Genomic DNA, 20,708 nt, shown 5'->3' on the forward strand with positions numbered 1-20,708 from the left:
GGTATCCCCGGAACTTCTGCCACTCGACAAAGAAGCAGAAGCCTTTAGCGAGGTAAGAAAGTCGATGGACAGTCATTCCAACAACTGTTTCGAGCACACAGAAACGACACCCGGCAATACACCAGTGGCATCCGGGCTTGCTGAACGTCTTGTGAACCTGACCGGGCAGAAAAACAGGCTGGACACGCCCATCCGCGGGCTCAGTCTTCATCGCTGGGAGAGCCCCACCGAGCCCACCAGCTATATGCTGGCTCCCAGTATTTGCCTGATCGGACAGGGCAGGAAGCGTGTTTTCCTGGGTGAAGAGGTTTACGTTTATGACGCCGACCACTTCCTAATCACCTCGGTGGATCTGCCGGTGGTCAGCCAAATCATTGAGGCCCGCCCGGAACGACCCTATGTCGGTTTAACCATGGAAATGGACCTTAGGGTGATCGCCCAGTTGATGGTGGAATATCCGTCGCCGGACGATAAACGCTCGGCGGACAGGTTGGGCATTGCCGTTGGCGAGGTGAATGAGCGTTTGCAGGATGCTTTCAGTCGTTTGCTCGATCTTCTTGAGCATCCGGAGGACATTCCGGCCCTCGCGCCGCTGATCCAGCAGGAAATCTTCTATCGCTTATTGCAAAGTGACCAGGGTGCAAGACTGCGACAGATTACCTCCAGCGGCAATCACAGTTACCAGGTGGCTCGCTCCATTGACTGGCTAAAAGAAAATTTCAGCAAGCCGGTGAAGGTGGAGACCCTGGCAAGGCAGGCGGGAATGAGCGTCTCATCGTTTCATAACCATTTCCGTTCTATGACGGCCATGAGCCCGTTGCAGTTCCAAAAGAAAATTCGCCTGAGTGAGGCTCGCCGGCTGATGCTGGCCGATCACCTGGATGCTTCCCGTGCAGCCTTCGAGGTTGGTTATGAGAGCCCGTCCCAATTCAGTCGGGAGTACAGCCGCCTGTTCGGCTTGCCCCCGGTGAGGGATATCCGGCGGCTGGTTCAAAGCGCCGCCGGCTGAGCATTTCCCGTTAAAACCCGGGTAATCAATCTTTCTTGACCGGACCGGCCAGGTAGTCCTCATCGGATACCGGTTCCAACCAGTCAACCGGACTGCCATTCAGGGCCTCCTGAACGGCCACATGCTGCATGGCGGTGGTATCGGTCGCACCGTGCCAATGACGACGACCGCAGTTACACCAGATAACATCGCCAGGACGGATTTCCGTTTTCGGCCCGCCTTCGCATTGTGTCCAGCCCACGCCATCGGTGACTAGCAGAACCTGACCCAGTGGATGGGTATGCCAGTTCGTGCGGGCGCCCGGCTCAAAATTGACCACTGCCATGCCCACGCGGGAGGGCTCCGGGGCACTGAATACCTTGTCAATTCGAACATTGCCGGTGAAGTAATCGCTCGGCCCTTTGATGGCTTCAGTCGAGCCGGCTCTTATCACCTGCATGTTGTCTTGTGTGGAATCCGTGTCTTTCATAACTGCCTCCGTCGTTAACCGAGTCTCTATAAGTGTGGGGGCCGGGAGCCGGAACCGTTAGAACAAAATCTTTGTTTTCTTGCCTGATTGTCCAGACCTTTCCGATTGACGGGTATTGGCAGCTTTTCAGGCTGAGTTCAGTTTTCTTCTGCAAGGTGTTGAAGAGAGGAGGATGACGCACAAAGTCCTTCACATAGAGGGCCCGGGCAAATGAACTATGTTGGTTAACAGTCATCGCGTATAAGGAGAACCGGTTTGAGCAACTTCATGGCACTCTGGCACGAAGCGGCAACCACCAGTCTCGGCTTTTTCTGGATGGCGCTGTGGGCGTTTGTACTTGGTTATGTCATCAGCAGCCTGATTCAGGTGTTGGTCACTCGAAAGCGCATGCAGCAGGCCATGGGCAAGGACGGCCCGCGCAGTATGGCACTGGCCACTTTCTTCGGTTTTATCTCCAGTTCCTGCAGTTTTTCCGCTCTGGCCACGACCCGAGCCATCTTTAATAAGGGGGCCGGGTTGGCACCTTCGTTGGCGTTTATGTTGGCCTCCACGAACCTGGTGATTGAACTGGGTATGGTCATTGCCATTTTCCTGGGGTGGCAGTTTGTCGTGGGCGAGTATGTTGGCGGTATTCTGTTGATCCTGGTGACCTGGTTACTTATACGAATTACCCGCCCACGCCGGCTGGAAGCGCAGGCGCGCCGAAAAATGGATGATGGCGACTCCGAGGAACACGGCGAGCAGAAAGGCTGGAAGGAAAAGATCACCAGCCGGGAAGGGTGGCAACAGATCGGCCAGACCTACGTGATGGAATGGCAGATGGTCTGGAAAGATGTGCTGATTGGTTTCACCGTGGCCGGCATTATTTCCGCCATGTTGCCCAAAAGCTTCTTCGAAGCCCTGTTTATTGGCTCCGGAGGCGCAAACGCGGCGAACCCGGCTTTCCTGGAGGTGCTGGCCCAGACTCTGGTGGGTCCCGTTGCCGCGTTTTTCACGTTTATCGGCTCCATGGGCAATATTCCGCTGGCTGCGGTCCTGTTTAGCCAAGGCGTGACTTTCGCGGGCGTCATGGCCTTTATCTTTTCCGACCTTGTGGTACTGCCGGTACTGCGCATTAACGCATCCTACTACGGATGGAAAATGGCGCTGTACATCCTGGCGTTGATGCTGGTAGGCATTGTCAGTGTGTCACTGATCATGCATTACAGTCTGCTGATGCTTGGCATGCTGCCGGACTTCAGTGGCCACGCGGCAATTGCGGATCGTGAATTCTTCAAATGGAACTACCAGGCGGTACTGAACATTATATTTGTGGGTGTGACCGTGGTGCTGGTCTGGTTCTGGCGCCAGTCGCAACAAGGGCACTCTCACCATCATCATCACCATGACCATGACCATGACCACGGCGGTGTCTCTATGACCGATAAGGTGTTACGAGTATTAGTTGTGGTTGCAGTGATCTGGCTAGCCGGTGGAGTGACGCTCCCTTTGGTCTGATGAATCAGAGCTCGACAATCACCCGCAGCCCACCATTGGCTGCGGTCACAAAATGGGTTTTGCCGCTGTAACGGGAAACAATGTCTTCAACAATGGCCAGTCCAAGTCCGTGGCCAGGCATCTGTTGATCAAGCCTTAACCCTCGCTGGCCAAGTTGGGTTATTTCATTTTCCTTAACCCCAGGTCCGTCGTCGGTGACGATGACCTGCCGGGTTCCATTAGCCTGTTTCAACTCCAGCTCGACACATTGCTTGGACCACTTGCCAGCGTTATCCAGCAAGTTGCCAAGTACTTCACTCAAGTCATGCTCCTCAATTGGCCATCTTGTCTCCTCAGGCAGTGAACTCGACAGCTCAAAAGACTTGCCGGGGTATAAGCGCCCCATCAGCCAGAGTAGATCCCGCGCCTGGTCAATTGGGTGGGCGAATTTGCCGACCTGTGGACCGGCGAATTGGCTGCGGCGCATTTCTGATTCCAGCTGTTTGTTGATATCGTCCAGGCGAGATGCCATCTGGTGTCTCAGTTGGCTATCCAGGGGGCGGGTGTCGTCTTCCAGAATCTGACGCACGGCTGCAATGGGTGTTTTGACACTATGAGAAAGGTTGGCCACAGCCTCCCGGGACCGCTCCAGTCGTTGGTCCAGCGAATCCAGAAGCTGGTTTAGTTGCAGTACCAGTGGTTGGAACTCCTCTGGTGCCTCCACGTCAATACGCGAGTCTTCGCCTTCCTGGAGTCTTTTCAGGGCGGCTTTGATAGGCGTTACTGGTTTCATGGACAGATTGATGCCAAACCAGATAACCGCCACCAACAATGTTATCAAAAGAAGAGAGACAATGGCTGTCCATGCGTGTAGCTCCCCCTGGCTGCGCTTAAGGGCACCAAGATCCTCGGAGACAATGACCACAACAGGCGTTTGATTGACCTGGAATGACGTGCGATAAGCCAGAATATCTGAGGGAGCTTCAGGAATGACAGATTCCTGTACCCGAGTTATGCCGTCTGAACCCGCTTCCAGTAATGGCATTAATAACGGTCTCCAAGCCTTTGGTGAAACGAGAGTTTTCGAGGGCGAGTGAACCGCAAATGCATGGTGAAACACGTCCTGGAAATAGTCGCCGGTTTTAATGGCGTCCAGTTCACCATTGGCGTTTCGGATCTGGTGTTCAAGAAAGGCGGCTTCGTCTTTAAGTCGGCTTTCCAGAAATGATCGGGACATCCGGTCCAGAAGCAAGCCATGAACCAGCCAGGCCAACACCATCAACAAGATACCGGCCGGTAGCAGGAGAGTCAGCAGGGTTCCTTTTACCGAAGCCGGCTTTTTAAACAGTGTCATCAAACAGGTACCCCTGACCACGGCGGGTGACAATAGTGTCGGGCCCCACCAGCTTCCTGAGCCGCCGGATATAGGCCTCAATCACGTTTTCACTCGGACTTTCGCTCAGGTTGTACAGTTGCTCCATCAGTTGTTCTTTGGAAAACACGTGGCCAGGACGGCTCATCAGGCATCGAAGCAGCCGAAACTCTGTGCCGGTCAGGCTGTGTTCAGTACCGTCAGATACTGTCAGGCTTTGACGGTTTTCATCAATTTCAAAGCGACCGGCGGTGAGCATTGAATGGGTGCGCCCTTCACTTCGGCGAACGATGGCGTTGAGACGAGCGATCAGTTCCTCGGACTGAAACGGCTTGGCGAGGTAGTCATCCGCGCCAGCTTTCAGGCCATTCACCTTGTCTTGCCAGTCTCCGCGAGCGGTAAGGATGAGGACCGGGAAACTGATTCCGGCCATACGCCAATTTTTCAGAACGTCGAGCCCATTACCGTCAGGCAACCCCAAATCCAGTACCACGGCACGATAATCCTCCTGCCTGCCCAGGATCATGGCCTCTTTGGCAGTCTGGGTCGCATCGACACTAAAACCCGCTTTTTCCAACTGATTAGTCAGGCCTTCGGCCAGCAAACGATCATCTTCCACCAGCAGTAAGCGCATGAACCGGTCCTTTTAGAGCATTAATACTGAGGTTTCCCAGTCTCGCCGATAAACCTGAATCCGGCCTGAATAATAATTAACTCTACTTTTTCAGGAGGGGTTCAGGTTGCTACGTTATGGTATCGGGCTGTGAGCCCAACTGAGAACTTTTTGGCGCTAGAAGACACTTCAGAACGACGATTTTTTGAGGATTAAAATGCGAGTATCTCATTTTTTGTGTGTTGCCGCCTTGTCTGGCCCGGCGTTGACCTTTGCTGCCGGTGCGCATAGTGGAGGCCATGGTGCCGCCAGTGGTAAACCGGGAACAGCCGCTGAAGTAAATCGAACTATTCACGTTGAGATGCGGGATAACTATTACGAGCCCGAGCAGCTCGATGTCACAACCGGAGAGACTGTTCGCTTTGTGGTGGAAAACAAGGGCAACCTTGTCCATGAATTCAATATCGGCACTCCGTCAATGCACGATGCCCATCAGAAACAGATGGCGATGATGGTGGAGCACGGTGTCATTCAGGGTGGCGAACTCCACCATGAAAGAATGGGCATGGACATGGGCAACGGCCACTCAATGCAGCACAACGATCCCAACAGCGTTTTGCTGGAACCAGGCCAGCGCAAGGAAGTGATCTGGACTTTCAGTAAGAAAAATAACATTGAATTTGCCTGTAATGTCCCCGGCCATTACCAGTCCGGAATGTATGGCGAGATTCAAATCAACTAAGTCCAATTTTCAGCGCCGATTCAGGTTCAAATGGTTTCATGGGAGGTGAAGCGTATTGATCTGGAGGTGAGCCATGACCAAAGCACATAAGGCAGCAAACCAAGAAGGGTTTCTGCTGTGCCGTAAGCTAAGAGTGAATGGTCTTGATGATAACCAGTGGCACGATCTGATAGAAAAGCTGAACGATCACCCTTGCGTTGATTTCGCCGAGCGCAAACCCAAAGATCTGCTGGAAGTTACATACGACGGAACCCACTGGTCCACGGAGGAGCTTCTGGACGCAATCAAGGCCCATGGAGGGTGGCTGACAAACAGCTGGTGGCTGAGAAGAAAACTGGCCTGGTATCGGTTCACCGATGAAAACGTCCGTGCCAATGCCAAACACAAGCCCTTTTGCTGCTCCAAAATTCCGCCGATGAAGAAATGATGGGGAGATGATGAGCACGGAAGAAGATCGATCGACTCATTACCAGGAGGGCAGCCTGTCGCTGTCTGGAACTGTCATGTTGGGTACCGGCGTCATGATTGGCGCCGGTATTTTTGCTTTAACCGGGCAAATGGCTCAGATGACGGGCGCTCTATTCCCTCTGGCCTTTCTGGCAGCGGCTGTCATTGTCAGCTTCAGCGCCTACTCCTACATCAAGATCTCTAATGCCTATCCGTCGGCCGGCGGCATTGGTATGTATTTGCACAAGGCTTACGGAAGCCGTTTACCCACAGCGTTCAACGCCTTGCTGATGTATTTTTCCATGGTGATCGCCCAAAGCTTTCTGGCGCGTACCTTCGGATCTTACACGATGCAGCTTTTTGGTGGCGAAAGTGGGCTAATGGTGTCCACCCTTGGGGTATCACTGATCCTTGTAGCGTTCGTGATCAACCTGCTTGGTAACCGGATGATCCAGGGAGTAGCCTCTTTCATCGGGATCCTGAAAATTGGCGGAATATTGATTTTCGGGCTCGTTGGTGTCTGGCTTGCAAAAAGCATTTCCGTCGACTTTTCGAACACCGGCGAGGCCGGAACAGTCGGCAATTTCTTCGGTGCAACCGCATTGGGTATCCTGGCGTTCAAAGGCTTTACCACGATTACCAACAGCGGCTCGGAAGTGAAAGACCCCAAGCGAAACGTCGGGCGCGCAATCATCATTTCCATTGCAGCCTGTGTGGTGATTTACACCTTGGTTGGCTTTGCTGTCGCCGCCAATTTGTCCCTGGCTGAAATTATCGCGACTCAGGATTATTCCCTTGCTGCAGCTGCGCGTCCTGCGCTGGGAGAATACGGTGTCTGGTTTACGGTGGCCATTGCCATAATGGCCACAGCCGGAGGCATTCTGGCCAGCATTTTTGCTGTCTCCCGCATGCTGGCAATGCTGACTGAGATGAAGCTGGTTCCCCACAGGCATTTCGGCATGCCGGGCAGCATCCAAAAACATACGCTGGTCTACACTGTGGTTTTGGGGCTGATTCTGACGGCCTTCTTTGACCTCTCTCGGATAGCGGCACTCGGCATTGTGTTTTATCTGATTATGGATATTGCCATCCACTGGGGGGTATTGCGTTATTTGCGCCGGGACATAAAAGCCAACGTTTGGGTTCCGGCCACCGCCATTTTACTGGATTTGCTCGCACTTGGCGGCTTTGTTTGGGTCAAGCTACACACCGATCCATTCGTTATCGGCGTGGCAGTTGTCACGATGATAGCAATCGCCATTGCGGAACAGGTTTTCCTGAAGACAACAGCTGGAATTGAGCCTCCAAAAGGAGAGCACTCGCACGCTCACCACCATAACTGAATACAGTTAACGGCACGAGGATGTGTACAAGATGGATGGTCATATGTTCGGTAATACCATGTGGGCAGGACACTGGCTGTGGATGCTGGTGCTTGCGATTATCGCCGTCATTCCAGTCTGGCGTATTTGCCAGCGCACCGGGTATCCGGGTTGGCTGGGGGTGTTGATCCTAATACCAGTTATCAACCTTGCTTTGCTTTATTTCCTTGCATTTTCGGAGTGGCCGGCGGACAAGACCGGAGATCGCAATGGCTGAACATCAACGCGCTCACCATCACCAACATCACAATGACAACGCGCAGAAGGAATCCGGCGAACATACGGTGAAGGATCCGGTGTGCGGCATGTCGGTGGATCCTCACACGGCGGAGCATCGAAGTCAGCATGAGGGTAAAACCTGGTACTTCTGTTCGTCGCATTGCCAATCCAAGTTCGACGAAAACCCGGAACAATACCTTGGTGATGAGCCAAATCGGGAAGAGCCCGTAGCACCGGGCACTATTTATACCTGTCCCATGCATCCGGAAATTCGACAGCAAGGGCCTGGGGATTGCCCCATCTGTGGTATGGCGCTGGAACCGGAAGAGGTGAGCCTTGAGGAGGGCCCTTCCGAAGAACTCAAAGATATGACGCGCCGGTTCTGGATCGGCCTCGTGCTGGCCTTGCCGGTACTGATCCTTGAAATGGGCGGCCACTTGACCGGGCTTGATCGGGTTGTCGCTCCGCAGACATCCAACTGGATTCAGCTGGTGCTGGCAACGCCGGTGGTGGCGTGGTGTGGCTGGCCATTCTTCGTCAGGGGCTGGAAATCCGTGGTCAGCCGTAACCTGAACATGTTCACGCTGATTTCCATCGGTACCGGCGTGGCGTTGATCTACAGCCTGGTTGCAACACTGACCCCTCAGATCTTTCCGGATGCGTTCCGGCAGGCAGATGGCTCGGTCGCCGTGTATTTCGAGGCAGCGGCGGTCATTGTCGTGTTGGTGCTGCTGGGGCAGGTGCTGGAATTGCGGGCCCGGGAGAAAACCTCCGGCGCCATCAAAGCCTTGCTTGATCTGGCACCCGCCACGGCCCGCAAGCTGGATGAGGATGGCGGCGAATCGGATGTGTCACTGGATCAGGTCAAGGTTGGCGACCGCCTGCGGGTTCGCCCGGGCGACAAGGTGCCCCTGGACGGCGAGCTACTTGAAGGTAGCTCCAATGTGGACGAATCCATGGTGACGGGGGAGCCCCTGGCGGTCAGCAAGAAATCCGGTGACCAGGTGATTGGCGGCAGCATCAACCAGCAGGGCAGCTTCATCATGCGGGCCGACAAGGTTGGCCGGGATACCATGCTGTCCCAGATTGTGCAGATGGTTGCCAGCGCCCAGCGCAGCCGCGCGCCCATACAGGGGCTGGCAGACAAGGTGGCGAGCTACTTTGTGCCGGCCGTGATTGTGATCGCCATCATTGCGTTTATTGCCTGGTCCTTCTTCGGACCGACACCGCCGATGGCCTTCGGCCTGATTGCGGCCGTCAGTGTCCTGATCATTGCCTGCCCCTGTGCCCTGGGTCTGGCAACGCCCATGTCCATTATGGTCGGCGTCGGGCGGGGCGCCCAGAGCGGTGTCCTGATCCGCGATGCCGAAGCTCTGGAGCGCATGGAGAAGGTCGACACCGTGGTGGTGGACAAAACCGGCACATTGACCGAAGGCAAGCCCCAGGTGACCAGTCTTGTTCCGGCCGAGGGAACCAGCGAGGAAGAACTGATGCGGTTTGCCGGTGGCCTGGAGAAGGGCAGCGAACACCCGCTGGCCCACGCCATACTCGATAAAGCCAAGGCCATGGAGCTGAAGCTTCCGGACGCTGAAGACTTTGATTCGCCTAACGGCAAAGGGGTAACGGGCAGGATTGATAGCCAGCAAGTACTGATTGGTAACCGCCTGCTGATGGAATCCGAAAACGTCGATACGGCGGACTTTGAAGAGGAGGCCGACCAGCTCCGAAAGGACGGCGCCACGGTTATTTTCGTGGCAGTGGAGGGCAAAATCTGCGGCTTGCTTGCCATCGCCGATCCTGTCAAGGAGACCACGGAAGCCGCTATTTCCGCCCTGCAGGAAGACGGCATCCGGGTGGTCATGCTGACCGGCGATAATCGGACCTCGGCCGAGGCGGTTGCCCGCAAGCTTCATATCGATGAAGTGGAAGCGGAGGTCCTGCCCGAAGACAAGGGCAAGATTGTTCAGCGGCTGAAAGACGAAGGCCGTATTGTGGTGATGGCCGGTGATGGCGTGAATGATGCACCCGCCCTGGCAACAGCGGATGTCGGCGTGGCCATGGGCACCGGCACTGATGTTGCCATTGAAAGTGCCGGCATCACCCTGTTGCGGGGCGATCTTATGGGCATTGTGGAAGCACGCCGGTTGTCGCTGGCCACCATGCGCAATATCCGCCAGAACCTGTTCTTTGCTTTTGTATACAACTCCGCCGGTGTGCCCATTGCTGCGGGGGTTCTCTACCCGTTTTTCGGCATCCTGCTGTCGCCAATTTTTGCAGCGGCTGCGATGTCGATGTCTTCGGTCAGTGTGATTGTGAATGCGCTACGATTAAGGGTGGTCAAGCTTGGGAGGCCTGAGCACTGAATTTCTGATGAATCGGAGAGAGCTATGTCATACACAATCAATCGAATCATCAAGGATGCCGATTTCGAAGAGGTAGATAAAAGGACGCGAGAGGCGCTAGCCGACCACAGCTTCGGCGTGCTGACGGAAATTGATGTCAAAGCCACCATGAAGAAAAAGCTGGACAAGGATATGTCCGCCTATCGGATTCTTGGGGCCTGTAATCCGGGAATGGCTTGGGAAGCCATCGGTGTGGAACCTCGCGTGGGTGCCATGCTGCCTTGCAATGTGATTCTCCGCGAGGTTCCAGAGGGCGTTGAGGTCAGTGCGGTAGATCCCGTGGCCTCCATGTCTGCCATTGATAATGCCGAACTCAAGCAGGTCGCTGGGAAAGTCAGGGATATGCTTTCTGAGGTTGTTCAGGCGATCTGACCAGCCCATAACAGGCGGCCTGGTGCCGATTTAATCACTAGCATCTCCCGGCAGACGTAGCCGGGAGATGCTCTATTATCTAGCCAAGCTCTCTGAGCACCGGAAAGGCTGAAAGCATCCAGGAGGCGAAGCGGGTCATCTGGCCGGTCAGCACCATAACGCCCATGAGTACCAGCGTCAGGCCTGCCAGAGCTCTTAATAATCGGCTCCACCGACTGAGCCTGCGCAGACGCTCGCGAAAGTGCTCAATAAACATTGCCGTCCCCAGGAAGGGCAGTGCCAGCCCCAGAGAATACGTTGCAAGATACAGCATCCCCGTCTCAGCGTTTGCATGAGTAGAGCTGAGCGCCAATATAGCTCCGAGTATGGGGCCAATGCAGGGTGTCCAGCCCACGGCAAATGCCAGACCCAGCACGAAGGCTGCTGTTGGTCGTCCGCCTTCCAGCGTGTGACCCAGTCGCCAATCGCGTTGGAGTGCCGGCATACTCCACCAGCCGAGCATGAAGAGACCCATAAGGATGATCAACGTACCGGCGACCAGGTTTGCTTCCTGCCGATAGGCGATCAGCAACTGTCCCAGAAGACTGGCGCTTGCGCCCAACACGACGAACACCACGCTGAACCCGAGCACAAAGCAGAAACTCAGCCAAAATGCTTTCAGGCGATTTGAGGTCTCAGTCACTGCGCCGCCGGTAACAACGGACAGGTAGCCCGGCACCAGTGGGAGAGTGCAGGGTGAGAAGAAGGACACCAGGCCGCCGAGGAACGCGGCCAGAATGCCCCAGGTTGCGAGATCAGGCATTCAAGAACTCCATGCTGATTGGTTTCCCCGCCGCTGGCCAGGGAGCCGGTTTCAGTAGTCTTTATGTTCCCGGAATACGCTTTGCTGACCATTGGCCCGGAAGGCAATTACCTGATAGTCCTGCTTTGTACCCGTTTCCATCCCGGGGCTGCCCTGAACCATGCCTGGCACAGAAAGTCCCGCTGTATTGAACTGGGGGTTTTCCAGGAAAGCGGTAATGTCGGCGGCCGGGACATGCCCTTCAATCACCAGGCCGTCAATCAACGCCGTATGGCACGAGGCCATTTGCCGCGGTATCTGGTGCTTGATTTTGATTTCATTGATGTTGTTTGTGTTATTGACGTTTACCTTGAAGCCATTGCGTTCAAGATGCTCCGTCCAGCCTGCACAGCAGGAGCAGCTGGGGCTCTTGTAAACGGTAACCACGGGCGTCGCCGGACTGGAAACGCTGTTTTTTGTGGCTGGCTCTGAGGCCTGCAGTTTAAATCCAACAGCGATTGCTCCAATGGCGAGTGCTACGGAAGTGGCGATAACAGCCTTGTTTCTGGTTTTCATGGTGCTCTCCTGACAGGCATAACGGCACATAGAGATATTGCCTGCGAACATAAACAGATAATTCGGTTCGCCCCGCCTTCTGGCGGGGGCGTTAAAGATGCAGCAAGGTCAGGAGAGGGCGTCAGGCGGGGGTGTCAGGACATCGGAAGTATGATTGTGATAGGCCTCCCAGGGTGGAATGACGTGGCCCCGGGCAGCAAGCTCAATGGGGGGAATTGGAGCTCCGGTAATTATACCGAGAACCGAGACGGAGGCGCAGTGCGGTGCCGCCAAGTCACACGGTTCCTGTTCAGTGTCATCACAATCCACGGATATTCCGGAATGATTCATGCCAGACGTGTTAGCAGTCTCTGTACCGGGGTAGGTCATTCCATGACAATCAACCGCATTGATAGCAGAACTCTCCAGGGCTCCACTTGCCACATCACCAAGCCCCTGATTAAGGCCGCCAATCAGCAGCAGGATGCTTAGTAACGCTGCAATAAGTGGGCGAGTGAGCATGGCTGATCCCTGGATTGGCTTTTATCACAAGTAACGCTTAAACCATAAAACCCTTGAGTAGCTCACACGTCAAGCATTTCGACCCACTCACGTAATGATTGCGCCGATGCGTACGACCGATGAATAAATTTATAAGCGTTTTCAGCCCGGTTTCAGCTCGGCATGCTCAACTCGCACAGACGCATGTACTCTGAAGACAAGGTGACCCCAATGAAATACCGTTCACGTAAGCAGTGGTTTGCGGGCCCGACCGCCGTATTTTTGATGAGTCTGTCGCTAACGGTGTCAGCCGCTGGCAATCGGGCGTTCATTCCGATGGGGATGGCAGACTCGGTAGGCGTGATGGATCTGGAGAATAACCGTTTGACGTCGACAATTGCTGGCACCGTTAACACCCACGGTTCGGCACTGACGCCCGATGGCCGCTTTCTCATTGTTGGCAGTTTAACGGCTCATGACAGTAAAAAGATGCCTGCCCGGCCGGCTGGGGTCAGCGCAGACGACCACGCTGCCCACCACGGCGGCGGCAGCAGCGCAGCGCCGGATGCCTCCACTGGCCGGATTTTTGTTGTGAACACCAATACCAACGTTGTTGATCGGGTACTCGAAGTACCGGGCCCGGTCCACCACGTTCTGGTAACAACCGATGGCCGTTACGCGGTCTCCACACATCCCATGGGCGGTGGAATCAGCGTTCTCGACCTGGTGTCGGGGGAGGTTGTTGAAGTGATCGCCACCGGTCCATCTCCCAACTACGTTACGACGGCTAATAACGGGAAGACGTTATTTGTCAGCAATACCGGCAATGGCACCGTTAGCGAAATTGATACTCGAAACTGGTTTGTGAAGCGCAATATGCGCATAGGCGGAGGACCCGAGCACATGGTGCTCTCTGCCGATGGGGACCACCTTTACGTCAACGACGCTGCCTCTGGTGAAGTTGCGGCTCTCAAGCTTGCTGACGGCACTGTGACAGCGCGATACAAAATTGGCGATGCGCCCCATGGCCTGGATCTCAGCGCTGATGGGGAATTTCTTTTCGCCACAAGCCGCGGTGATGAACGAATCGTTCGCTTGGGACTCAACAACAATTCCCGCACAAGCGCGCAGTTAGCCCCTGCTCCCTATCACCTGGCCGTCTCTCCGGTTAATGGCAGTCTATTGGTTACCAGTCGTGGTGAGCCAAAGCTCTGGATCCTTGACCCTGAGTCGCTCACTATCCTCAAGGAGGTTACCCTTGAGGGGGTTGGTCACCAGATATCGATTGATGGCCAGTGAACAACCCGGGGCCGATTTCCCTCAACCTGTGGAACGATATTATAAATAAAATTAACCATCAAAATTTCAGGAATGTTTAAGGTTCGTATGGTCTAATTCAATTCCGCAGAGGTAAGCACTTTAGTTTTCCATTTGCGTTTTCTCAGTAATATTAGTGCCGCAGATTCGTCTGCGGCTTTTTTTTCGCAAAAAAAAACCGCAATGTAAATATTGCGGCAATATGCATGAGCCAGGCTTTAATGACTACCTATAAAAGCAGCCCTTTCCCGCTATGAGGCTATCAGGCTTATAGCAGGTGATATTTGTCATTCTTTTATTATGGTTAAAGCTAGAAATGCTCTTTAAGATTTATTGGTTTTCGAGTTTTTGGTTGCGATGGTTTTTGACTGGGATCTTTCATCGCTATCAACGTGGCGGGAGCAGGTCTTTTCGGCGGATTTCGCCTCAACTGTTTTGTTGGGATAGGTTCGTGCCTCGTTTATACGATCCGCGTAACCTGACTCGGCGTATGCACCGGTGGACAGAACTGAAAGCAAGACTGCAGAAACAAAGTATTTTTTCATGGAATTCTCCAACTACTTAATGGAATTCAGGTAGGTTTCAGATTTTCATGATTTATTGGCCATGTCGGCTCCGCCAGCCGCCACAAGGACCCTGCTGGCGGACACCTCTTCATTCAGCTGTTTACCGCAGGGTTATCCTGCGGTTTTTTCTCCTTTTCTTCCAACGCTTCGTGATACGCCTTGCCTTCTCGGCTCATCATTTGAACGCGGGCTTCCATGCCCGCCTCGGACATGCCAGAGACGGTCATATCCCAGTGAAGGCGCTTCATCTTTTCATTGTTCAGGATGGATTCATTCGTTGCCTCATCTTTAAGGCTTGCTTCCGTAAGCGTTGTTAAATCCTGATTGCTATTTATATCAGCCGCCATAACAGTACCGGAAAGGGAAGCTGCAAAAATAAATGACATCGTTTTTTTCACTGCAATATCTCCTTGTTTGTTTGGTCAACGTTTAAAGTTAAACACGCTTTCCTGAAATATTTCTGAAAAAACGCTTAATATTTATTTTTAATCAACAAACTTTTTAGGGGTGGAAATGTATTACTTTCAGGTTGGTTTCAGGTTGGCACCATAGAATTCCCGCGCCGATGTTATTTTTCTGGAGTATTGAATTTGCCGACCTTATCTCGTTTTATAAAGTCAACAGCTTTGGGGGCTGCTCTCCTTACGAGTCTGCCTGCAGCGGCTGGGCCTCTTGCGCTGGACCGTGCCATTGATTTGGCTATCCAGAATGACCCCTGGCTTCTTGAGAGTGTCCAGATTCAGGATGCACTTCAGGAAGAATCCATCGCCGCGGGGACCCTTCCAGACCCCCGCCTTAAGCTTGGTGCCGCCAACTTGCCGACCGACACGTTTGATACCGGACAGGAGGGCATGACCCAGACCACCATTGGGATCACCCAGAGCTTTCCCCGGGGCAATACACTGCAGCTGGCCAGTGAAAAGAAAAGCCAACTGGCAGTGGTCGAGAAGTTTCGCCGTGAGAATCGAAAGGCAGAGATTGAAAGAACCGTGACCAATCTCTGGCTGGACATCTGGAGTTCCGAACAGAGCATTGAGCTGATTGAAGCCAATAGGGGCTTGTTCGAACAGTTGGTGGACGTCGCCGAAGCGGGGTATGCCTCAGCGTCAATGGGAGCCAGACAACAGGATGTCATTCGTGCCTCACTTGAGCTGACACGGCTTGATGACAGACTGACGTCCCTGGAATCGACATTGGCGGCAAGCCAGGAAGGCTTGCGGGAGTGGGTTCAGGCCGAAGTGGGCGGCGCGGGTGTCAGCCGTGAATTGCCTGCGCAATTCTCAGGCCCGGTGGCAAATGGCTGGGAGCTCACCACCGTAGATGCGATCCGGCAGCACCCACAGGTTCGCACCACCGAACAGCTGGTTGAGACCCGTACGGTAGATCTCGATCTTGCCCGCCAGTCTTACAAACCCGAATGGTCCATCTCTGCCCAGTACGGTTATCGGGAGGATGCCCCCAACGGCCAGGACAGAGCAGATCTCTTCTCCGTGGCTGTCGGTTTTGACCTTCCGATTTTCACCGGCAACCGACAGGACCGCCGAGTGAGCGCGTCAACATCCCGCCTGGAGGCCGCCAAGAGCCAGCGACTGTTACAGGTCCGCACCCTACAGGCCCGGGCACGAACCGCTCTCGCCCGGATAGATCGCCTTGATGAGCGCATCCGACTGTATCAGCAAACCCTGCTGCCACAGATGGAGGAACAGGCGGGGGCTGCGCTGTCTGCCTACAACAACGATGACGGCGATTTTGCCGAGGCGGTACGGGCCCGGATTGACCAGCTCAATGCCAACGTTGAGCTGATCCAGATGCGCGCCCAACGAGCCAAACACCTGGCGGACTTCCGCTACCTGACTTCAACCACTGACGCCCCTATCTCTTCATTGACTCACTATCAGGACTGACTTCATGGCCAATTTTATTCGCCCGCTGGGCTTTGTAGTGCTCGGTAGTATCGCCGGAGCGGCGGCCGCTTATTGGCTGGCACCAGATACAACCCCTAACGCTGTGTCACAGAGCGCTGAATCGGACAAAAAAGAACCACTTTACTGGGTGGCGCCCATGGACCCCAATTTCAAAAGCGACAAACCCGGTAAGTCGCCTATGGGCATGGATTTGATTCCGGTTTACGAGAAAGGCGGTTCTGCCGAGGATTCCCCCGGCACCGTTCGCATCTCCCCGACGGTCGTTAACAACCTTGGTGTTAGGACTGAACCCGTGATTCAGGGGCGTATGCCCAACAACATCACCACGGTTGCTTATGTGCATTATAACGAAGACCAGATGGCCCATGTGCACCCCCGCGTGGAAGGCTGGATCGAGTCGCTTTATGTGAAATCCGAAGGGGAGCCGGTGGAGCAGGGCACTCCGTTGTACACCCTGTATTCTCCCACCCTCGTTAACGCCCAGGAAGAACTGTTGATGGCGCTGAATCGAGGTAATCAGCGGCTGGTCAGTGCCGCACAGGAGCGCCTGGAAGCCCTGAATGTGCCTTCTGGCCTGATACGTCAGCTACGGGACGGTCGAAAGATCCAGCGAACCATCACAGTGTATGCGCCAGCGTCTGGGGTGATTGAAAACCTCAACGTGCGGGAAGGTATGTTCATCAAGCCGGGGAACCGGGTGTTGTCCATCGCCGCGCTTGATGAGGTCTGGGTGATTGGTGAGGTATTCGAGAGCCAGCTGTCGGCCGTCGAGGCCGGCAATCGCGTGGAAATGACCCTGGACTACATGCCAGGGCGCGAATGGCGGGGCAAGGTGGACTATGTCTACCCCGAGATCAACCCCGAGACACGGACAGCCAGGGTACGGATGCGCTTCGACAACAGTGACGGCTCCCTGATGCCGGGTATGTTTGCCCGCGTGAAGGTTCAGGGTGAGCGGGGGCGACGGCACTTCCTGGTCCCGCGCGAGTCCATTATCCGGACGGGCGAGAGCGACCGGCTGGTCGTCGCACTGGAAGAAGGCGCGTTCAAGTCGGTTAACGTCAGTGTGGGGCGTGTTGGCGATAAGTACGCCGAAATCCTGGAAGGCGTGATGCCTGGCGATACCGTGGTCACATCGGCTCAGTTCCTTATCGACTCTGAGTCCAGCAAAACGTCCGATTTCAGACGTATGGAAGCACGGCCTGCTGACAACATCGACATGGAGATGGACCACTCCGGACACGCCATGCCAGGCATGCAAATGGATTCGGAATCCGCCCCGATGGACCATGACAACATGGACCACAGCGCCATGAACGGGGAGGCCAGCCAGTAATGATTGCAGCCATTATTCACTGGTCCGTCCGCAACCGCTTCCTGGTGCTGCTGGCCACGGTGTTGATCACCGGGCTCGGCCTGTATTCCCTCAAGAAAACCCCGGTTGATGCGCTGCCGGATCTCTCCGATGTGCAGGTCATCATCAAAACCAGCTTTCCCGGCCAGGCGCCGCAGGTGGTGGAGGATCAGGTCACCTACCCGCTGACCACGGCCATGCTCTCGGTACCGGGGGCTGAAACCGTTCGCGGCTATTCGTTCTTCGGGGATTCCTACGTGTACGTGATCTTCGATGAAGACACCGATATGTACTGGGCACGTTCCCGGGTGCTGGAGTACCTGTCTCAGGTGGCTCCCAGTCTGCCGGATTCCGCGAGCCCCCAGTTAGGCCCTGACGCCACGGGCGTGGGTTGGGTTTACCTGTATGCGCTGGTAGACCGCACCGGCAACCACGATCTGAGTGAATTGAGAAGCCTGCAGGACTGGTTTCTGAAATACGAACTGCAAACCGTACCCGGTGTCTCTGAGGTCGCAGCTCTGGGCGGTATGGTGAAGCAGTATCAGGTGAAGGTCAGCCCGGAAAAACTGCGCGCGCTGGGCATTCCGCTGGCACACATTCAGAACGCCATCAAACGCGGCAACCAGGAAGTGGGTGCTTCAGTCATCGAGATGGCCGAGGCCGAGTACATGGTTCGCACCTCCGGCTACATCCAGTCCCGGGAAGACCTGCTGTCCATTCCGCTGGGGCTGGATGACAACGGCACGCCCATCCTGCTCAAGGATGTTGCCACTGTGGAAGTCGGGCCGCAGATGCGCCGTGGGGTTGCGGAGTTGAACGGCAACGGCGAAACCGTGGGCGGCGTGGTGGTGATGCGCTTTGGCGAAAACGCACAGGCCACCATCAACGGCGTCAAGGCCAAGCTGGAGTCTTTGAAGTCCAGTTTGCCCGAAGGGGTTGAAGTGGTCACGGTTTACGACCGTTCCGGCCTGATCGAAAGGGCGGTTAACAACCTGGGCTTCAAGCTGCTCGAGGAGTTTGTGGTCGTTGCCCTGGTGTGTATCGTATTCCTGTTCCATGTGCGCTCCTCACTGGTGGCCATCCTCAGCCTGCCTGTCGGCATCCTGGCGGCCTTCATCGTCATGCACTGGCAGGGCATCAACGCCAACATCATGTCTCTGGGCGGGATCGCCATTGCCATCGGGGCCATGATAGATGGCGCCATCGTGATGATCGAGAACATGCACAAACACATGGAGCGAACACCCCTGACCCCGGAAAACCGCTGGGAGGTGGTGGCACGGTCCGCTGCGGAAGTCGGCCCTGCGCTGTTTTTCTCCTTGCTGATCATCACCGTCAGCTTTGTACCGGTGTTTGCACTAGAGGCTCAGGAAGGGCGCATGTTTGCTCCGCTGGCCTTTACCAAAACCTACGCCATGGCCGCCAGTGCGGCGCTTGCGGTCACGCTGGTGCCGGTGCTCATGGGTTATTTCATTCGTGGCAAGGTGCTTCCGGAGCACAAGAACCCCATAAACCGGCTGTTGGTCGGCGCCTACATGCCGGTATTGAAGCTGGTTCTTCGGTTCCCCAAAACGACAGTCCTTGCCGCTCTGGTGGCCCTGATCGTTGGTGTCTGGCCTGCCAGTAAAATTGGCAGCGAGTTCATTCCGCCGCTGGACGAGGGCGACCTGATGTACATGCCCACCACCTACCCGGGCATTTCCATTGGCAAGGCCAGGGAGCTGCTGCAGCAGACGGACAAACTGATCGCCACCGTGCCGGAAGTGAAAACCGTCTTTGGCAAAGTAGGGCGGGCAGACACCGCCACCGACCCGGCGCCCCTGACCATGATCGAAACCTTCATCCAGCTCAAACCAAGGGATGAGTGGCGCGAGGGGATGACCACCGAGAAACTCAAGGAAGAGCTCAATAACCTGATTCGCTTGCCCGGCGTGACCAATGCCTGGGTTATGCCCATCATCACGCGAATCGATATGCTGGCCACCGGCATCAAGACTCCGGTGGGCATCAAAGTGGCCGGCCCGGATCTGGCTGTGATCCAGGACATCGGCAAGCAGCTAGAGGAAATCATGGTCGATATTCCCGGCACAGCCTCGGTTTACTCCGAGCGAGTAGCCGGAGGGCGCTACATCAAGGCCGACATTGACCGGGAACGCGCCGCCCGATACGGGTTGAACATTGCCGACGTGCAACAGGTCGTGGCGTCCGCCATTGGCGGGATCAACGTCTCCAAAACCATCGAAGGGCTGGAACGTTACCCCATTAACGTCCGCTACCCGGCGGATTACCGCGATTCTCCGGAAAAACTGGAACAGCTGCCGATTGTGACCGCTTCCGGTCAGCGCATTGCCTTGTCAGATGTGGCGGACATCCGCGTGGAAGACGGCCCACCCGCCATCAAGAGCGAAAACGCCCGCCTTAACGGCTGGACCTTCGTGGACATTGACGGCATGGACGTTGGCACCTACGTGGAGCAGGCCATGGACATTGTCAGCAGCGAACTGGATCTGCCCGCGGGTTACTCTGTGACCTGGTCCGGTCAGTACGAGTACATGCTGCGGGCCAAACAAAAGCTCAGCTATGTGGTGCCGCTGACGCTGGCCATCATCGTGATCCTGCTGTTCCTGAATTTCCGGCGCTTCGCGGAAGTGGGCATCATCATGGGAACCCTGCCGTTTGCGATGATTGGTGCCATCTGGCTGATGTATTTGCTGGGCTACAACTTCTCGGTCGCCGTGGGTGTCGGTTTTATCGCCCTGGCTGGCGTGGCGGTGGAGATAGGCGTGATCATGCTCGTCTACCTCAACCAGTCCTATCAGGAAATGGTGGAGAACTGTGAGCGCAAAGGCCTGACACCGAGGAGGGAAACCCTTCGCCATGCCGTGCTTCATGGCGCCGGCTTGCGGGTACGACCGGTCATGATGACCGCGGCCGCCATAGTGGGCGGGCTTGTGCCCATCATGATCGGCAGTGGCACCGGTTCGGAAGTGATGGGTCGCATTGCCGCCCCCATGGTCGGGGGGATGATCACGGCCGTTATCCTGGCGTTGCTGGTGATCCCGGTACTGTTCTATCTCTGGAAGCAGAAGTCTGTTGAGACATAGACTCTAACAAATTGTTTATAAACCGGATTCCTGCCAATTTGCCATCAACTCAAGTGGTAGGAATCCGGGGCTTTCGTTATCCAGTACCCCCCTATTAGGTGA

19 protein-coding genes are annotated in these 20,708 nt (G+C 55.3%); 12 read left to right on the forward strand and 7 right to left on the reverse strand.

Features of this window, described 5'->3' with window-relative positions; genetic code table 11:
* Nucleotides 1-64: 64 nt before the first annotated feature.
* Entirely contained in the window at nucleotides 65-1,009 is a 945-nt protein-coding gene (locus BY454_RS11470) for an AraC family transcriptional regulator (protein ID WP_104416551.1), read from the forward strand.
* 25 nt (nucleotides 1,010-1,034) lie between these two features.
* On the opposite strand, the gene BY454_RS11475 is transcribed toward BY454_RS11470, so the two are convergent.
* Nucleotides 1,035-1,478, reverse strand: coding sequence for a (R)-mandelonitrile lyase (locus BY454_RS11475; RefSeq protein ID WP_104416552.1), 444 nt, complete (start codon nucleotides 1,476-1,478; stop codon nucleotides 1,035-1,037).
* A 255-nt stretch (nucleotides 1,479-1,733) separates the two neighbouring features.
* Between BY454_RS11475 and BY454_RS11480 the strand changes: the two genes are divergently transcribed.
* A complete protein-coding gene (locus BY454_RS11480) occupies nucleotides 1,734-2,975 on the forward strand; it encodes a permease (RefSeq protein WP_104416553.1) in 1,242 nt (413 codons plus the stop codon).
* A gap of 4 nt (nucleotides 2,976-2,979) precedes the next feature.
* Here the strand turns inward: BY454_RS11480 and BY454_RS11485 are convergent, their stop codons facing one another.
* Nucleotides 2,980-4,308 carry an ATP-binding protein gene (locus tag BY454_RS11485; protein ID WP_104416554.1) on the reverse strand — a complete coding sequence of 443 codons (1,329 nt, stop codon included), beginning with the start codon at nucleotides 4,306-4,308 and terminating at the stop codon, nucleotides 2,980-2,982.
* Complete coding sequence (locus BY454_RS11490; RefSeq protein WP_104416555.1) at nucleotides 4,295-4,960, reverse strand: response regulator transcription factor; 666 nt, start codon at nucleotides 4,958-4,960, stop codon at nucleotides 4,295-4,297. The genes BY454_RS11485 and BY454_RS11490 overlap by 14 nt, the downstream gene beginning before the upstream one ends.
* Before the next feature lie 196 nt (nucleotides 4,961-5,156).
* On the opposite strand from BY454_RS11490, the gene BY454_RS11495 reads away from it, so the two are divergent.
* The 6 genes from BY454_RS11495 (at nucleotide 5,157) to BY454_RS11520 (ending at nucleotide 10,503) form a co-directional block, all read left to right on the forward strand.
* Nucleotides 5,157-5,681, forward strand: coding sequence for a cupredoxin domain-containing protein (locus BY454_RS11495; RefSeq protein ID WP_104416556.1), 525 nt, complete (start codon nucleotides 5,157-5,159; stop codon nucleotides 5,679-5,681).
* Nucleotides 5,682-5,754: 73 nt separating this feature from the next.
* Nucleotides 5,755-6,108 (forward strand): hypothetical protein, encoded by a 354-nt coding sequence (locus BY454_RS11500; RefSeq protein ID WP_104416557.1) that lies wholly within the window; start codon nucleotides 5,755-5,757, stop codon nucleotides 6,106-6,108.
* A 10-nt stretch (nucleotides 6,109-6,118) separates the two neighbouring features.
* Complete coding sequence (locus BY454_RS11505; RefSeq protein ID WP_104416579.1) at nucleotides 6,119-7,471, forward strand: APC family permease; 1,353 nt, start codon at nucleotides 6,119-6,121, stop codon at nucleotides 7,469-7,471.
* 31 nt (nucleotides 7,472-7,502) lie between these two features.
* On the forward strand, nucleotides 7,503-7,727 hold the full coding sequence (locus tag BY454_RS11510; RefSeq protein ID WP_104416558.1) for a hypothetical protein: 225 nt from the start codon (nucleotides 7,503-7,505) through the stop codon (nucleotides 7,725-7,727).
* Complete coding sequence (locus tag BY454_RS11515) at nucleotides 7,720-10,092, forward strand: heavy metal translocating P-type ATPase (protein ID WP_104416559.1); 2,373 nt, start codon at nucleotides 7,720-7,722, stop codon at nucleotides 10,090-10,092. The genes BY454_RS11510 and BY454_RS11515 overlap by 8 nt, the downstream gene beginning before the upstream one ends.
* A gap of 24 nt (nucleotides 10,093-10,116) precedes the next feature.
* Complete coding sequence (locus tag BY454_RS11520; RefSeq protein ID WP_104416560.1) at nucleotides 10,117-10,503, forward strand: DUF302 domain-containing protein; 387 nt, start codon at nucleotides 10,117-10,119, stop codon at nucleotides 10,501-10,503.
* A 79-nt stretch (nucleotides 10,504-10,582) separates the two neighbouring features.
* Here BY454_RS11520 and BY454_RS11525 read toward each other — a convergent pair whose 3' ends face one another.
* Both BY454_RS11525 and BY454_RS11530 read right to left on the reverse strand, forming a co-directional pair.
* On the reverse strand, nucleotides 10,583-11,305 hold the full coding sequence (locus BY454_RS11525) for a cytochrome c biogenesis CcdA family protein (protein WP_104416561.1): 723 nt from the start codon (nucleotides 11,303-11,305) through the stop codon (nucleotides 10,583-10,585).
* A gap of 51 nt (nucleotides 11,306-11,356) precedes the next feature.
* Entirely contained in the window at nucleotides 11,357-11,860 is a 504-nt protein-coding gene (locus BY454_RS11530) for a DUF411 domain-containing protein (protein WP_104416562.1), read from the reverse strand.
* A gap of 684 nt (nucleotides 11,861-12,544) precedes the next feature.
* Between BY454_RS11530 and BY454_RS11540 the strand changes: the two genes are divergently transcribed.
* Entirely contained in the window at nucleotides 12,545-13,639 is a 1,095-nt protein-coding gene (locus BY454_RS11540) for a YncE family protein (RefSeq protein WP_258075636.1), read from the forward strand.
* A 341-nt stretch (nucleotides 13,640-13,980) separates the two neighbouring features.
* Here the strand turns inward: BY454_RS11540 and BY454_RS11545 are convergent, their stop codons facing one another.
* On the reverse strand, nucleotides 13,981-14,202 hold the full coding sequence (locus BY454_RS11545; RefSeq protein WP_104416565.1) for a hypothetical protein: 222 nt from the start codon (nucleotides 14,200-14,202) through the stop codon (nucleotides 13,981-13,983).
* Between the two features lie 113 nt (nucleotides 14,203-14,315).
* A complete protein-coding gene (locus BY454_RS11550; protein WP_258075637.1) occupies nucleotides 14,316-14,621 on the reverse strand; it encodes a hypothetical protein in 306 nt (101 codons plus the stop codon).
* 228 nt (nucleotides 14,622-14,849) lie between these two features.
* Here BY454_RS11550 and BY454_RS11555 point away from each other — a divergent pair, with 228 nt between their 5' ends.
* The 3 genes from BY454_RS11555 to BY454_RS11565 are packed head-to-tail and all read left to right on the forward strand — an operon-like array spanning nucleotide 14,850 to nucleotide 20,606.
* Nucleotides 14,850-16,127: a TolC family protein gene (locus BY454_RS11555; RefSeq protein WP_258075638.1), complete on the forward strand. Its 1,278-nt coding sequence runs from the start codon at nucleotides 14,850-14,852 to the stop codon at nucleotides 16,125-16,127.
* Nucleotides 16,128-16,131: 4 nt separating this feature from the next.
* On the forward strand, nucleotides 16,132-17,484 hold the full coding sequence (locus BY454_RS11560) for an efflux RND transporter periplasmic adaptor subunit (protein ID WP_104416567.1): 1,353 nt from the start codon (nucleotides 16,132-16,134) through the stop codon (nucleotides 17,482-17,484).
* The gene (locus BY454_RS11565) at nucleotides 17,484-20,606 is read left to right on the forward strand and encodes an efflux RND transporter permease subunit (protein ID WP_104416568.1); all 3,123 of its coding nucleotides are present in this window, start codon (nucleotides 17,484-17,486) and stop codon (nucleotides 20,604-20,606) included. The genes BY454_RS11560 and BY454_RS11565 overlap by 1 nt, the downstream gene beginning before the upstream one ends.
* The last annotated feature ends 102 nt before the right edge of the window (nucleotides 20,607-20,708 follow it).

It is taken from the genome of Marinobacter persicus, from assembly GCF_002934325.1.
Classification (GTDB): domain Bacteria; phylum Pseudomonadota; class Gammaproteobacteria; order Pseudomonadales; family Oleiphilaceae; genus Marinobacter; species Marinobacter persicus_A.